The sequence below is a fragment of the Candidatus Cardinium hertigii genome (genome assembly GCF_003176915.1).
Taxonomy (GTDB): domain Bacteria; phylum Bacteroidota; class Bacteroidia; order Cytophagales; family Amoebophilaceae; genus Cardinium; species Cardinium hertigii_A.
In genome coordinates, this window is the sequence record NZ_CP029619.1 from 1,178,466 (window position 1) to 1,193,042 (window position 14,577).

The following is a 14,577-nucleotide window of genomic DNA, read 5'->3' on the forward strand; positions in this document are numbered from 1 at the left end:
TATAAAGCTATAAAACCAAGTGATTTATATTTATGTATCAACATGTTTCAAAAAGAACTTTCTACCATAACCGTTGCATCAGGTAGCGCAGATTATATTATATAGTATTATACAATGATAGATAATGTAAAAAACATGACCGAAATTATAATCTAGGAGATGGCGCTTATAGCCATAGGAAAGAGTATGTTCTTTTTTTGTCTAACTCCCTTTTGCATCTACTCCTTTTTGATAATTTTCGGACACATTTATATAGTTCCATCTTTATGTAAATCATAGATTTTTTTGCCTTTAGGACGTCTAGGGGTAGAGGAAATAGAAGCATCCATAGCTGCTGAGCCGTGTTGCACGAACACACCATGATTAGATAGTTGATCATTAATGATTTTTAATAACTTTTCTAGCGCCTTCTGCTCTGTAAAGGCTGTTCTGAACCCTATGATTTGGAATAGAGCTATCCATAGTAATTCCACAAAATCTGCTAAAAGTGATACGATCGCTTGCTGCTTCTTCTACTGGATAGGCACTCAGTCCATGCCAGGTCTGCAGCAATAACATTTTAAACAAAAGCGGTAGACTATAGGCAGGCTTATAGATGTACCTTAAAAAATCCTAAAAAAAATAATGGCCTAAATCAAAATACATACTTAATTTAAGTTAACTTTTGACTAAAAATACATGTGCATGGTTAGATAAATTCTTTACAGTCTATTGCAACGGCCTCAGGTTGTATTTTTACTGTTTTTTGATTAATTGATAATTTTTTTACTCATATACATTAGGTTTGCAAATTGTGTTCATATTGTCTCATTACACGGTTGTGTAGAACGTTCTACTTCCCTTACTACACGACTGAGATCATTTTTAATGTTTTAATACTTTTTGCTAAACGTTTATACTGCTTGGCATGCGCATAGCATAGCTATCAACTGTACGTTGCATAACGGGATCTGGCTGTTGGTAGGTTTGCCGGAGTTGAATACCTGTTTGCTTGGCTATACGGATCAATGTTTCTCTAAGCCTTATTGCGTAACGAAGCATCCGTAGGAAAGCGAATATTTTTCTCCATTACAGTGGTATCAGCTATCACTTTTGTAAGTTCTTTGGGGCGAACTACTTTTTATTGAGATCTTCTTGCCCTAATCTCTGGCACCAACGCGTTAAAGAACTAGGATGACAAGGAGTCTTAAACTGAAAATAATCATAATCACAAAAGTATTGCCTACTAATTACTCGTTCATTGATACATCCAATAAGTGCCGTTGGGATGGTCTTGCATAGCGATACCTATTTGTTGAAGTGCAGATCGAATGGAATCAACTTGGTGGTATCGTTTAGCTACTTTGGCTTCCTGGTAGAGTGATTGTATGATTCCTAATACAGCTGGTAGGATTGCGGGGTGTTCTTCCCTTAATCCTAAAATATCTGTAGTAAAGACCGCATAGGTAGTTCGTAATTGGGTAAGGGCAGTTGTTGAGATAGCTGAAAGGCTAAGTTGCCCATTGTGTAAGCCATTTATTATTTTTAATAAATTAAAAAGGCCTGCTAAAGCTTTAGCAGTATTCAAATCATCGTTCATAGCATTATAGCAGTCAGCACATGCTGCATAGATGTCCCTATCTAACGCATTATCTTCTACTGCTATTGCTGTATCATGTTGTAGTCCAGCCAGCAGGTGCCACCCATTCATAAGTTTTCGATAGCCCTGATAGGCTGCTTTTAATCCATCCAGTGAGACAGACAGTACCCCCCTGTAATGGGACTGTAACATAAAAAAACGCAACGTCATAGGACTATACGGTTGGTCTAAGCTACTATGCCTCCCTGTAAAAAGTTCAGGTAGGGAAATGGTGTTGCCTAATGATTTCCCCATTTTAGTACCATGGATAGTGATTAGATTGCTATGCATCCAATACGTAGCTAAATCTGTTTTGTATGCAGCTTGTGCTTGGGCTATTTCACACTCATGATGCGGAAAAAGCAGATCTATTCCCCCCCCATGAATATCGAATTGTACCCCTAAGTATTTAGCAGCAATAGCGGTACATTCAATATGCCATCCTGGGAACCCGATACCCCAAGGGGTCTCCCATTGCATGATATGGGTAGGTGTTGCCTTTTTCCATAAGGCGAAATCTACCGGATTTCTTTTTTCGTGTTGACCAGCTAACGCGCGTGTACCGGAACGCATAGCTTCTATGGTCCGTCCTGAAAGTTTACCATAGGATTGTAACTGATTGTATTGATTTACATCAAAGTAAACGGATCCTTCTGTAACATAAGCCAGCTTATGCTGCAAAATCGTTTGAATGAGGCCCATTTGCTCTGGAATGTGGCCGCTTGCACAAGGCTCAATACTAGGCGGCAATACATTGAGCTGTTCCATATTGGTTCGATAGCTATTCGTATAACGCTGTGCTATCTCCATAGGACTTACGGCTTCTACCTTGGCTTGTTGCTGTACTTTATCGTTCCCTTCATCCAAATCTCTTTCCAGATGACCCACATCAGTGATATTGCGTACATAACGGACCCTATAGCGTAAATGCTGCAAATAGCGAAATAGTATATCAAAAGTAATAGCCGTGCGTGCATGGCCTAAGTGGGCATGCCCATAAACAGTAGGCCCACAGACATACATCCCTACAAAAGGAGGGGTCACTGGTTTAAATAATGCTTTCTGTTTCGTTAAGCTGTTATAAATCTTTAAAGGTTGCTTCATCTTTTGTATAATGCATTAGAATAGGTTATTACCTAAAATTAGGTAATATTATAACATATAAAGTGGTTAAAGCGGTTCTTACTGTTGCTTGTAAGACGCTTAGTTATTAAATTTGTTACGAGCGGTGCTTGCTGGTAAGAGAGCATTATAAATGAAATTAAACATAAAATAAAAAATATTACTATGCGTCAATATAATTATTTTCATAGGGGAGCTTCCACAAAAGGTAGATTTGCGCTATTATTGCTTGTTATAGGGGGGGGGATTACCTACCTAAAGGCAGGCAGCTTTTATCGTGCTGGTAATAAGCAACAGAATACAGCCGTTTCGCTTATGGCTAACCCCGGTTATTCTACGTTAGACAGCAAAGCAGCTAAGGATGACCCCCATGCCTGTTCGGTAAGCCAAGAAGCGCAGCCTATCCAAAAAAACCTACCAGATGATGTAGTACCTCGTCCTATCGAGGATAAAAAAGTTATTGCGCCCTTACCTGATTTTACCTACGCAGCTAAGATAGCTACCCAAGCAGTAGTGCATGTTAAAGTACGTAAGTGTTCTAAGGTAAAATATATGACAAGTCCTTTAGATGAGTTCTTTAGAGAATTTTTTGGAGAGCGATTTGGCACGCCCCGTAGGGAATATGAAGTACCGGAGCAATACGCTACGGGTTCTGGTGTTATTTACACTGAAAATGGTTTTATTGTTACCAATAATCATGTGATCGAAGGAGCGGACCATATAGAGGTAACGCTACAAGATAATAGGCTCTATACTGCAAAATTAATTGGAGCAGATGCTACTACAGATTTAGCGCTTCTCAAGGTTCAGGAAACCAAACTGCCCTTTTTGCAATTGGGTAATTCTGATACTTTGGAAGTAGGGGAGTGGGTTTTAGCTGTTGGTAATCCTTTTAATCTTCATTCTACGGTAACCAAAGGAATTGTAAGTGCAAAATCTAGGCAATTGGGGGATAATTTAGGCCAAAAAGGGGATCCTAGATTTACTATTCAATCTTTTATTCAAACAGATGCAGCTATTAACCAGGGTAATAGCGGTGGCGCATTGGTAAATTTATATGGACAATTGGTAGGGATTAATTCGGCTATATATGCTAATTCAGCAGTCTCTTTTATGGGATATGGTTTTGCTATACCTGTTTCTTTAGTTAAAAAAGTAATGAATGATCTTATGCAGTATGGTGCTGTGCAGCGGGTAATGTTGGGTGTAACCATTAGTGAGGTAAATGCCGAATTGGCTAAAAAACTAGGTTTAAGTAAAATAGCTGGGGCTTGTATTCAAAGCGTTGATCCAGCGAGTCCTTGTGTCAAGCTACTACAAAAAGAGGATGTGATTACGCAAATCAATGATCATAAGATTAATAAAGTTGCAGAGTTACAGGAAATCATAGCTTGTTCAAAACCTGGTGATACAATAACTATTACTTTATTCCGAAAAGGAAAAGAAAAAACAATAAATGTAGTGCTGGAAAAAGAACCTGATCCAGTACAAGTCGTACAAAAGGGTAAACTGCTAGAAGTAGAGGGTGCTTCTTTTAGTGATTTAGGGGAAGGGATAAAGAAAAAATTAGAATTATCTGCAGGTATATCGGTTGTAGAAGTGGGCAAAGGGAAGTTCCAGTCTGCTGGACTTAAAAAGGGACATATTGTAATTGCTTTTGATAAAAAGCCTGTTCACAATATAAAAGCATTTGCTGAAATGGTACGTAATGCCAAAGAGGCTGCCCTATTAAAGGTCGTTGATCCAGCTAAGGGAACGGTTAGCTACTTGGCTATTGATTTTGCTAATCAGCATAATATTCGTTAATAGGCGTGTTGTTCCTTTCCCATATATTAAGGGGAGCTCTCCTATTTATAGCGGTCGGTTTGTATGAACGTGGCTTCTTTGTACCGCTTTACGCTACAGCAGTAATGCCTGAAAGAGTTCCTATGGTAGAGACCATGCAGTGTGCACTTCTGGCTACAGATAATGGTAAATCAACTTTTACTATTAAGGCTAATGAAATGTACTGCTATGAAAATGGAGATATCGTATTAGTAGGGAAACTAGAAATTGTTGTATGGGATACGCCAGCAGAAGTGTCTGCCCAGGAAAAGGGGGTAGCAGGGGCGGTTACCCAAGGGGAAGACAGTACTTATATTCAAGCAAATAAATTAATCTATAGTAAGCAAGAAAAGCTTTGTACTATAGAAGGAAAGGTATGCATTCAAAAACCAAGTGAAGCATTGGAACTGTATACAGAGCAGTTATGCTATAATACAGAAAAAGAAAACCTATTTACAGAGCAACCCGTTGCAATAGTGCATAAAAAAAACCTATTCAAGGGCAGTGGGCTATGGGCAACAAAGGACCTAAAGCAATATATCCTTAAACGGCCTTGTGGTAGTATGGAGCTAGCGGAATCATTGGAAACAAATCAGTAATGCGCTTATCATGCGTGTGGTAATTGGTTGTGGAGGAACAGGTGGGCATATTTATCCGGCAATTGCTATAGCAGCTGCACTTAAAGCGCAATTTTCAGCAGTAGAACTATTGTTTGTGGGTGCAAACGGAGGGATAGAGGAAGCTATCGTAGCCGCTGCAGGTTATCAGATCGTATGCTTACCTATTAGGGGTCTTCAAAGGAAGAAATGGCTTTGTAATATTCGATTGCCCTTTTTAATCCTAAAAAGTTTCTATCAAGCTAGGCAAATTATTAAGGCATTTAAGCCTGATGTAGTTGTTGGTACCGGTGGGTATGTTTGTTTTCCCACGTTATTGGCCGCTTATAGTAAGGGTATTCCTACGCTTATACAAGAACAGAATAGCATTGCTGGGTTGACCAATAGGTTACTTGCTCGATTGGTAACTAAAATTTGTACAGGCTATCCCTCCGTATCTTTTTCTTGTGCAAAAGAGAAAATAGTTGTTACAGGTAATCCGGTGCGTGCTTCCCTCTTTGCAACTAAAAATGATCAAGCAGCAGCGCTTCGCTATTTTAATTTATCATCTGATAAAAAATGTCTACTAGTAGTAGGGGGGAGTGGTGGTTCCTTGCAATTAAATACGACGTTATTAGGGGGCATAGGTCAATTGCATGCTTGGGATATCCAGCTGCTATGGATAACAGGGAACCACTATTTTCAAAGGATCCGGGATACCTTAGATAATACGTATGGGTTCGATCCTATGGTTCAATGCTATCCCTTTTTAGATCATATGGGAATGGCTTATACTGCAGCAGATGTGGTAGTTTCTAGAGCGGGTGCGCTCTCTATTGCAGAGTTGTGTGTGGCACAGAAGCCAACCATTCTCGTTCCCTCTCCCAATGTAGTAGGGGATCATCAAACCAAAAATGGTGTACCTTTGGTTGAACAGGGCGCTGTCTTATGCTTACAGGACCAAACATGTCCACGCTTACTTTTACCTACTATCTGGGCGCTACTACAAGATGAAAAACAGCAATCCATGTTAATCAAGCAAATGCATACCTTTGCGTGCTTACATGCCAATGCCTTACATAGGATTGTGCAAGAAATTAATAACATCTGCCTATGGAAAGAAGCCGAACCGTAAAAGTTGTATAGGCGCTTTTAAGGTAACATTATATTAGTTGTACACTCGATGCGTCAACTTAAGCGTTATATTATATTGATTACTAAGTATTATAGTATAGTTTTGATTTGTTTTTTAATTTAACGTGTAAATAAATTTTCTTTTTGTTATTCCATAAATAAAGTATAAAATGCGTTTTTTATAGAAAATTTTTAGGGGAAACTTTTGTTTCGGAGATTAAAGATAAAGTATAGGCATCCCTATTCCAGAAAAACCATTCCAAAGGCTAAAATAGCTTTACGCGCAACGGTTGAAAGTGCTGAGTTTAGGAAAATACTGGACTATGTCCAAAGTCTCACTCCAATTATGAATAGGGATGGTCCACTTTCTGGTCATGTAGTTAATAGCCAGATAACCAAGGATTCTTGTTTGACACTTAGGTAATAAAACAGGTTCAAAAGTGGATGTGCTATCTCTGGGGACGTCAACCGATATAATCCCATTATCAGTGGTAACTTGCTTAGTAAATAATTCATTCAGTGCTTTATAGAAAAACTTTCTTAACATAAATGTACACGCATTGCCATTTATATCTTTTAATACATAAGACCGAAAAAATCCTAAAAATAAACACCTAAATAAATATAAAAATAAATTTAAGTTAACGTTTGCCTAAAAATAAAAATGCATTTTTATTTTTAGGCAAAATATTTAAAGTCTATTGCAAAGGCCTCAAAAGATAAAAAATTCACTGGACATTTGGACGGCTTTTCTTACCCGAAATGATTTACTCAACAAAGAAAACATACCTAGCCCGCTAGGTAATAATAGCCTTAAATCCGACTAAGTACCATGCTCATTGCGCTCTTTACATGGAAAAGCTGCTATTATGCGTTTTTATTGACAAATCAATTGATTAGCAAACGCTACATTGATTTGGCGGTAGGCATGCCAACCTTTGTAAGGGATGACCTCCTTATAAAATACATATAATTTCTCCAATTTTTCATGGATGTTTTCTGTTTTTCCAAATAAGATTTGATGATTACCTATTTGCGTTCCAAGTGTTATAAAATGATTGGGTGCTATTTGTAGGCTAGTAATTTGACTGCGAAGAAAACGATCTTGATACAGTTGGTGTAACAGCATCCATAAACCTTTATCCGCGCTTTGCATAGCAGCCGCTATGGTATGGAGCGTATCAGCACTTACCACAAGCAGTCGGCATAGAGGGGCCGTGTTGAGCGATAGGATGCTGCCGTTTTCATCTAGGTATAACTGTTTATCATTGGGGCATTCTGGTATAATGATACGCGCAAGCAACTGTTTGGTTTCTAAAGCAATATGCAAGGTGCTTGGCCAAGTTTTACATACCACTGCTTTTTTTATAAGCGGTTGCATAGCCAGTTTATCTCTGATCAGGTAGCTGTTGATAGCTTTGATGGGTTGTCCTGTAAGGGGTATGCGGTAAGTGACTTGTAGTAAATCCAATATAGTTTGAGTGGTTAGGAATACTTGTTCTGGGTATGCTTTAATGTGTATGGCAACATGCTCACACACTAGGGTAGCCTGTTTTTTTATTATCCATAGCATGGATAAACCTACATTAACAGCTAACAATGCACAAGGTATTCCTTTGATTAATTGACTTCGCATTTCCATTTTGACTGATACCTATCGATGTACCTTAATTTCTATACGTTATCCTTGTAAGTCATTTATGTTGAAAAAGCAAAAAATAGCAGCCAAATTATACATAGTATAGGGAGTAAAAAAGGTAAGGAGAATTGCGTAATGTAGTGTCCAAAAGAAGGCATGGGTATCCCTGCTTTTTCTGCAATAGATTTAACCATGAAATTAGGTCCGTTACCAATGTAGGTCATAGCGCCAAAAAATACAGAAGCTAAAGAAATGGCACGCAGCCCTATTACTGAATGGGCGTAACTACCTCCTGCTGCATACGCCTGTACATGGGCTACCCTTGCAATGTCTGCACCTTGTGCAGCCATGCTAGCAGCTGTGAAGTTGAGATAGGTTGGCGCATTATCTAAAATGGAAGAAAAAATACCCGTTCCCCAGTATAGTGTAGTAGGTGTAATCAATGGTTTGGCCCATTCAGATTGTGCAAGTATACGAATCAATGCAAGGGCAGGCATCATAGTCCCAAAAATGCCTACGAAGATGAAACAGACCTCCTGTAAAGGTTCAAAGCTAAATTCATTAGCCTTGAGAATTTTTTTGTTTGCACTGCGGTAAGCAAGCAGGGCCGTTGTGAGCATAATACACTCACGTATAAAAGAGAAAGCATGCCCATGATAGCTAATAGCAGGTAGCCACGTAAAGGTAGTAGGATCTAAAAAAACTGAACCAATAACCACAGCCAACCAGATAAAGTTTTTACTTCCTTGGATGGAGAGGATGGGCCGCTGCTCAGTAGGCAGCGGTATGCTTTTTATTTTATTTTTTTTGTCTAAAAAATAAAACACGCCTAGCATTATTAAAACAGCTATTAACCAAGGAAAGCTATTATGGATCAACGTCCATGTAAAGGGGACTCCCTTTAGGAACCCTAAGAATAAAGGAGGGTCCCCAATAGGCGTTAGGGCGCCACCTATATTACTGACTATAAAGATAAAGAAAATAATATGGTAGGCTTTAATTCGATGTTTATTGAATCTTATGTAAGGTCGGATCAAGAGCATAGAGGCCCCTGTAGTACCTATGCAGTTAGCAGATAGCGCACCCACTAGCAGCAGGAGCAGATTGGCTGCGGGTGTAGCGTTAGCATGTATTTGTATTACGATACCGCTTGTTACTATGTAGAGGGCGGTAATTAAAGCTATAAACTGTAGGTATTCTGCTGCTGTTTCTATAGGCTGTATGCTATTATGTAAAACACTACAGTAGTAAGCAACCACAAAAGTCGCCAATGATAGGGCCATTTTGGCATAATATTTGTGCCAAAAACGCGGAAATAGCAATGGGCCTGTGGCAATCATTACCAACAACAGAACAAAAGGTAGCGTCAACCAAAAAGGAGGAAGTATGGTTGCCTCTGTGAGAGGGGGAATTAGATTTTGATTCATTCCACTGGCTATTACGCTTGGAGAAGTTAAAAAGTTACTAAACATAGTGCTGTAAATTAATGTAATGGCGATCCATTTAGAAAATACAATACCCTGCTGGATCTATTTAAGTAGTATGGATACCCGCCTCTCTATTTATCTATTTATACAAAAGGCTACGTGCAAGCGCATGCTGCTATACTTACAGCATAAGCCAGCTCCAGACCTCTCGCTTCGGCTAAGCTAAAGATTATGATACAATTTATACAATTTAAAAACCAATTCCATACACCATGCTACCATAGCCTATACATAAGCTATAAAATTATAGGCGAAATTATTCAGTACACATGCAAGCAAAACGGTATGGGTTGTAAGGCTATAGTAGAAGCGTTATTGCCCCCTAGTAGCTACAGTGGGGGGAGATGCTTGCGCAATTCGGTTAGGGAACAACCGTAACAGTAGCATGGACTGCTTGTTGGCAAGCTGGTTTATTAGGTTTACTTATGATAAGTTTAAGCCTATAGATACCAGGTTTAACCTGCTGTTGAACGGTTAGTGGAAAAGTTAATCCGGAAGCAGGAATAGGCTGTTTTTTAATTTCTTCTGTTATAAACTGTTTGGTATAATATTTCCCTTTAGTTCCTGTAGCATTATCTTTCTGTACAGAAATAGTTTTTACCCGATATTCGTTGGTTGGGTGTGACTCCTTTACGGTAATTAAGCAGCTACTCCCTGCTTGTACACTGCTATCATCTAGGATAAAACTAGGTTGCTCAGTTGATTTTTCTACTGGTGGGGAAGTGGTTTCTATAGGAGTTTGGGAATTTTCTTTTTCGTGTATACTTGTTGGACGGCTATTTAGGTTGGGCGGAATGGCTTCTTCGCTTAGGGTGGTTTGCGTAGCGCACTGCTGTGTGGAAGGAGTAACTTTTGTTGGGGGATGGCATATTGTTGTTTCTGAATCTATTTCCTCATCATTGGGGCATACGGTAATGGTACATTGTACGAATTGCAAAGTAGCTTTACTCCCTTTTCCATATTTACCTATGGTAAGTAGGAGGAGGTAATCACCCGGTTTTACCTTTTGTGAAGGTGTGACGGTAAAGGAAAGACCATGGATAGGGATAGGCTGATTTCTGAGCGTATGTAAGCTGAAATGTGGAACATAAGAAATGGTAGAATCTTTGATAATACGAACAGATTGTATACAATATCCTTCTGTTAGCTGCTGGCATCCCAGCCTAGCATTGTATGACGTACCCGCTTGTATTTTCATATCCTTTAAGTTAAACCTTGGTTGGATAGGTTGCGTAAGTAAGAGCGTGGCGGTTTCTTTTGCTTTTTCAGCTGAAGGGGGCATCCAGTAGGCTTCCTTAGTATGCGGCTGCTCGCTGTTCACTCTTTTAGGCATTGGCTCATTTTTACATGCCCCATTATAAAACAGTATAGACACCGTTGTACATGCAATGAGCGCACTATAGCTGTTCATTGTATTGCGTAGAGTACACATTTTATTTTGTTATGTAAATCAAACAAATCGCCGCATTTTGCATAGGAGCAGATGGCGCAGCCTTCTATTGGTTAGGTACATAAACAAAAAATAAAATCCAACTCCTTTAAGAGAGGCTCTTATTTTCTGTCAACTTCTTGTGCTAAGATCATGGAAGTATGCGGCTTACATAGCGTAACGTTAAAAGTTTATTTTAAATTTTAATTATATTTACAATTGTGGTTTTTTAGTTTTAGGCAGTGCTCATTTTTGTGATCCTATTGAATGAGGCCTGTTTCTATTAATTCTCTTTTATGTATTTATTGCATTGGATACAGTATAATGGCTAATATTGTTGCAATTGTAGGAAAGTCTAATGTAGGAAAGTCTACCCTATTTAACAGATTGGTTGAAAAGCGGGAAGCCATTACAGATAGCACTATGCACACTACACGTGATCGGCATTACGGTGTTGCACAGTGGAGCGGGAAACATTTTACGGTTATAGACACCGGGGGGTATATAGACGATAAGCAGTATGCTTTGGCACCTGCCATATGTGAGCAGATACAGTTTGCCTTACAAGAAGCAAGTGCAGTGTTTTTTATGGTGGATGCCAAGGAGGGACTAACTGCTTTGGATCAAGCATTTGCCAATATAGTAAGAAGCATGCATAAGCCAGTGCTATTAATAGCCAATAAAACGGAGCATGCAACAGTTGCTCTGTCAGCTGCTTCTTTCTATGCGTTAGGGTTGGGGAAACCTTTTCTTATAGCTGCTATCAATGGTTCTGGAACAGGGGATTTATTAGATGCGCTATTGCCTTATCTCACAGAAACGGCAGAAACAGAAGTAGGGATTGCACAGTCAATGCTTCCAAAGATAGCCCTGATAGGTCGCCCCAATGTAGGGAAATCCTCTTTTTTAAACAGCTTACTGGGTGAAAAAAGGCATATGGTGAGTCCTATGGCAGGCACCACTAGAGATGCTACCGCTGTGTACTATAACCGTTATCATAAGCAATGTATCATTATCGATACGGCAGGTGTGCGCAAAAAATCCAAAGTAGGAGAGTCCATTGAGTTTTATGCTGTATTACGTGCCATAAAAGCCATTCAAGATGCAGATATTTGCTTGGTTATGTTAGATGCTCAAAGCGGCTTAGAAGCACAAGATATGGCACTTATTGCCCTAGCCCATCGCTACAAGAAGGGGATGGTGCTGGTGATCAATAAATGGGATTTGATAGATAAAGCAGCGGTAACAGCTGATGCCTATAAAAAACATCTTGTTTGGAAGATGGCTCCATTTACTTATCTTCCCATGCTATTGGTTTCAGCTTTACAGAAGCAGCGTATGTATCAAACCCTTGAAAAAGCCTTTACTGTATACCACAATAGGGCAAGAAAAATCTCGACTGCTGAGTTAAATAGGATTATGTTACCTATTATTGATAAAGTACATCCGCCCGCCGTTAAAGGGAAGTTTATTAAAATTAAATATTGTACGCAAGTTAAAGCGCATACACCTATCTTTGCTTTTTTTTGTAATTACCCACAATATGTACAGCCTCATTACACAAGTTATTTAGAAAAACAGATCAGGGCTAATTTTGATTTTGAAGGAGTTCCTATTCAGTTGATTTTTAAAAAAAAGTAGCCTTATGCGGTAGGGTAATCTATAAGGCATAAAGGGATAAAGCAGCGTGGGTTTATTTTAGTGTGGGCTAGAATTTATTGTATATCTTGTAGATTTGTAATAGAATTGAATTTATTTATAGGAGTCAAAAAGTAGGCAAGTATGCAAATAAATAAGAATTATAAAATAGGGTTTTTGGTATTATTCGCTTTTACTGTTTTGTATTATGGGTTGCTTTTTCTCAAGGGGCGTGATCCATTTTCTAAATACAATGTTTATCGAGTTTCTTATCCAGTTAATAAGAATTTGTCCGTTTCTGCTCCTGTAAAATTTAAAGGGCATGAAGTGGGTAAAATTGCAAAAATAGAAATTAGTTCAGATCTTGGTCATACTACTTTGCTTACCATTGAAGTAAATAAGAAATTTCCATTAACGGACAAAAGTAGGGTTATGCTTACCAATATGGGTATGGTAGAAGGCAATGCGTTAGAGTTAGAGTGGCATAAGGAGGGACGGTTACTCACCAAGCAGGACCTTATTATTGGGGAATGCCATCCCAGCTTTAGTGAGGTAGATTTGAATATGTTAACTACGCGGGCTACTGCTGTTATGTCTAATCTTACGTCTGCCATAGATAGGGTCAATGCCATTTTAAATAATGTTGAAAAAGCCAGTCATTCTTTGCATACGGCTATTCAGCATATTCACAAGAGCGTTTCCACTATTTCCAATGATATTATGGCTGTCTCTATGCCGCTGGCTGATCCAATAAAAGGGATTCCCAGTTTATTACCAGACATTCGAAGCATTCTTGGATCAATAAAAGCATTCCCCTTTAAGGAGTTTTCCTATAAGACAACGCATGTATTGTATACTATGGAAACCTTACTGCAAAGTATTGCTAAGAATCATGGAACGTTGGGGCGGTTTATCAATGATCCAACGCTTTACAATAATTTAAATAGTAGTGCAGATAATTTAAATGCATTGTTATTGAATATCAGGAATAAGCCATCTCGTTACGTGCATTTTTCACTGTTAAACTTTGGCAGAAAGCAATAGAAAGCAAGCTATAGGTGTAGCATTTATATTTGCGTAGCAAGTTACTATTCCCTAATTTTAACTATTCCATTTTACAGGCAAAATAAAAAAATAGAAAAATGATAAACCATTATGTAAGAACTTATGAAAGTGCCAGGAGAACCATTGATAATGGTTTACAGCGCTATATGGTTAAGGTATATGCCCATTTAGCTTCAGCGTTATTGCTTACTACATTGGCAGCTGCTGTAACTGTACTGTATGCTCCTTTAACGCGTTTACTTTTTACGTGTGACGCTTATGGTTGCAGGGTAGGCTATACAGGATTGGGTTGGGTAGTTGTATTTTTGCCTGTTGGCATTGCGATGTATATACGCAGTAAGGGAGATGCGATATCTTTTACACGTTCTCGTTTGCTATTAACGATTTATGCCGTGCTTACCGGAATGTCTTTGTCTACATTGGCTTTTTATTATAGTATTGGTTCTTTATATAAAACTTTTCTTGTAGCAGCTTCTACTTTTGGTTGTACGAGTGTATACGGCTATGTTACAAACCGTGATTTAAGCCAGGTAGGTTCTTTTTGTAGGATGGCCATTTGGGGGCTTATTATCAGTTCTCTGGTAAACCTTTTTTTTCAAAGTTCGGCCATTGATTTTGCCATTAGTTTTGTGGGGGTAGGGGTATTTACATTTTTTGTAGCCTATTATACACAGCAGCTTAAATCACTTTACTATGAAATACAAGATAGCGCTTTAGCGGAGCGGGCAGCGCTTATGGGTGCCTTCTTACTTTATCTTAATTTTTTAAATATTTTTATCTATTTATTAAGGTTTTTTGGGGAGCGTAGGAGAAGAGATTAAATTTTTTGGTATAGTGGAGAATTCAGGGGTAGCGTAGTATCTCAAAAGGTTCCGATAAAAAGCAAAAGCGTATAGATATATCCCTAGAAAGTAATCTTGCTTCTTACACCTTGCAGCTGCATTGTGCCTATAAATAATGCTTATAGTTCAGGTAAACAGGTTGTTTGCGGCAATAGAATTAAAAAGCTGGAGAGCTGTTTATTT

10 protein-coding genes and 3 pseudogenes are annotated in these 14,577 nt (G+C 38.6%); 7 read left to right on the forward strand and 6 right to left on the reverse strand.

Features of this window, described 5'->3' with window-relative positions:
* Positions 1–204: 204 nt before the first annotated feature.
* The 3 genes and pseudogenes from DK880_RS04985 to cysS form a co-directional block, all read right to left on the reverse strand.
* Positions 205–606 (reverse strand): annotated as a pseudogene (locus DK880_RS04985) (transposase); the annotation flags it as partial.
* A gap of 194 nt (positions 607–800) precedes the next feature.
* Positions 801–1,221 (reverse strand): annotated as a pseudogene (locus DK880_RS05580) (IS5-like element ISCca5 family transposase); the annotation flags it as partial.
* Between the two features lie 16 nt (positions 1,222–1,237).
* Positions 1,238–2,722 (reverse strand): cysteine--tRNA ligase, encoded by a 1,485-nt coding sequence (gene cysS / locus DK880_RS04990; RefSeq protein ID WP_109997674.1) that lies wholly within the window; start codon positions 2,720–2,722, stop codon positions 1,238–1,240.
* 183 nt (positions 2,723–2,905) lie between these two features.
* Here cysS and DK880_RS04995 point away from each other — a divergent pair, with 183 nt between their 5' ends.
* From DK880_RS04995 to DK880_RS05740, 4 genes and pseudogenes are all read left to right on the forward strand, one after another.
* On the forward strand, positions 2,906–4,546 hold the full coding sequence (locus DK880_RS04995) for a Do family serine endopeptidase (protein WP_109997675.1): 1,641 nt from the start codon (positions 2,906–2,908) through the stop codon (positions 4,544–4,546).
* 59 nt (positions 4,547–4,605) lie between these two features.
* Positions 4,606–5,163 carry an LPS export ABC transporter periplasmic protein LptC gene (lptC, locus tag DK880_RS05000; RefSeq protein ID WP_162534240.1) on the forward strand — a complete coding sequence of 186 codons (558 nt, stop codon included), beginning with the start codon at positions 4,606–4,608 and terminating at the stop codon, positions 5,161–5,163.
* Positions 5,164–5,173: 10 nt separating this feature from the next.
* Positions 5,174–6,295 (forward strand): undecaprenyldiphospho-muramoylpentapeptide beta-N-acetylglucosaminyltransferase, encoded by a 1,122-nt coding sequence (gene murG, locus DK880_RS05005; RefSeq protein WP_109997677.1) that lies wholly within the window; start codon positions 5,174–5,176, stop codon positions 6,293–6,295.
* A 712-nt stretch (positions 6,296–7,007) separates the two neighbouring features.
* Positions 7,008–7,112 (forward strand): annotated as a pseudogene (locus DK880_RS05740) (Rpn family recombination-promoting nuclease/putative transposase); the annotation flags it as partial.
* A gap of 59 nt (positions 7,113–7,171) precedes the next feature.
* On the opposite strand, the gene DK880_RS05015 reads toward DK880_RS05740, so the two are convergent.
* The 3 genes from DK880_RS05015 to DK880_RS05030 form a co-directional block, all read right to left on the reverse strand.
* A complete protein-coding gene (locus tag DK880_RS05015) occupies positions 7,172–7,930 on the reverse strand; it encodes a cell division protein FtsQ/DivIB (RefSeq protein WP_162534241.1) in 759 nt (252 codons plus the stop codon).
* Positions 7,931–7,992: 62 nt separating this feature from the next.
* The gene (locus DK880_RS05020; protein WP_239302525.1) at positions 7,993–9,360 is read right to left on the reverse strand and encodes a sodium:proton antiporter; all 1,368 of its coding nucleotides are present in this window, start codon (positions 9,358–9,360) and stop codon (positions 7,993–7,995) included.
* Between the two features lie 421 nt (positions 9,361–9,781).
* Entirely contained in the window at positions 9,782–10,831 is a 1,050-nt protein-coding gene (locus DK880_RS05030) for a hypothetical protein (RefSeq protein WP_109997681.1), read from the reverse strand.
* A 342-nt stretch (positions 10,832–11,173) separates the two neighbouring features.
* On the opposite strand from DK880_RS05030, the gene der reads away from it, so the two are divergent.
* From der to DK880_RS05045, 3 genes are all read left to right on the forward strand, one after another.
* Entirely contained in the window at positions 11,174–12,490 is a 1,317-nt protein-coding gene (der, locus tag DK880_RS05035; RefSeq protein WP_109997682.1) for a ribosome biogenesis GTPase Der, read from the forward strand.
* A gap of 141 nt (positions 12,491–12,631) precedes the next feature.
* Positions 12,632–13,531 (forward strand): MlaD family protein, encoded by a 900-nt coding sequence (locus DK880_RS05040; protein WP_109997683.1) that lies wholly within the window; start codon positions 12,632–12,634, stop codon positions 13,529–13,531.
* Positions 13,532–13,629: 98 nt separating this feature from the next.
* Entirely contained in the window at positions 13,630–14,373 is a 744-nt protein-coding gene (locus DK880_RS05045; protein WP_109997684.1) for a Bax inhibitor-1/YccA family protein, read from the forward strand.
* Positions 14,374–14,577: the final 204 nt, after the last annotated feature.

Coding starts and splice junctions, on each gene's coding strand:
- der (WP_109997682.1), top strand. CDS start 11,174: ATGGCTAATATTGTTGCAATTGTAGGAAAGTCTAATGTAGGAAAGTCT.
- DK880_RS05045 (WP_109997684.1), top strand. CDS start 13,630: ATGATAAACCATTATGTAAGAACTTATGAAAGTGCCAGGAGAACCATT.
- murG (WP_109997677.1), top strand. CDS start 5,174: ATGCGTGTGGTAATTGGTTGTGGAGGAACAGGTGGGCATATTTATCCG.
- DK880_RS04995 (WP_109997675.1), top strand. CDS start 2,906: ATGCGTCAATATAATTATTTTCATAGGGGAGCTTCCACAAAAGGTAGA.
- DK880_RS05040 (WP_109997683.1), top strand. CDS start 12,632: ATGCAAATAAATAAGAATTATAAAATAGGGTTTTTGGTATTATTCGCT.
- DK880_RS05020 (WP_239302525.1), bottom strand. CDS start 9,360: ATGAATCAAAATCTAATTCCCCCTCTCACAGAGGCAACCATACTTCCT.
- DK880_RS05030 (WP_109997681.1), bottom strand. CDS start 10,831: ATGAACAGCTATAGTGCGCTCATTGCATGTACAACGGTGTCTATACTG.
- cysS (WP_109997674.1), bottom strand. CDS start 2,722: ATGAAGCAACCTTTAAAGATTTATAACAGCTTAACGAAACAGAAAGCA.
- DK880_RS05015 (WP_162534241.1), bottom strand. CDS start 7,930: ATGCGAAGTCAATTAATCAAAGGAATACCTTGTGCATTGTTAGCTGTT.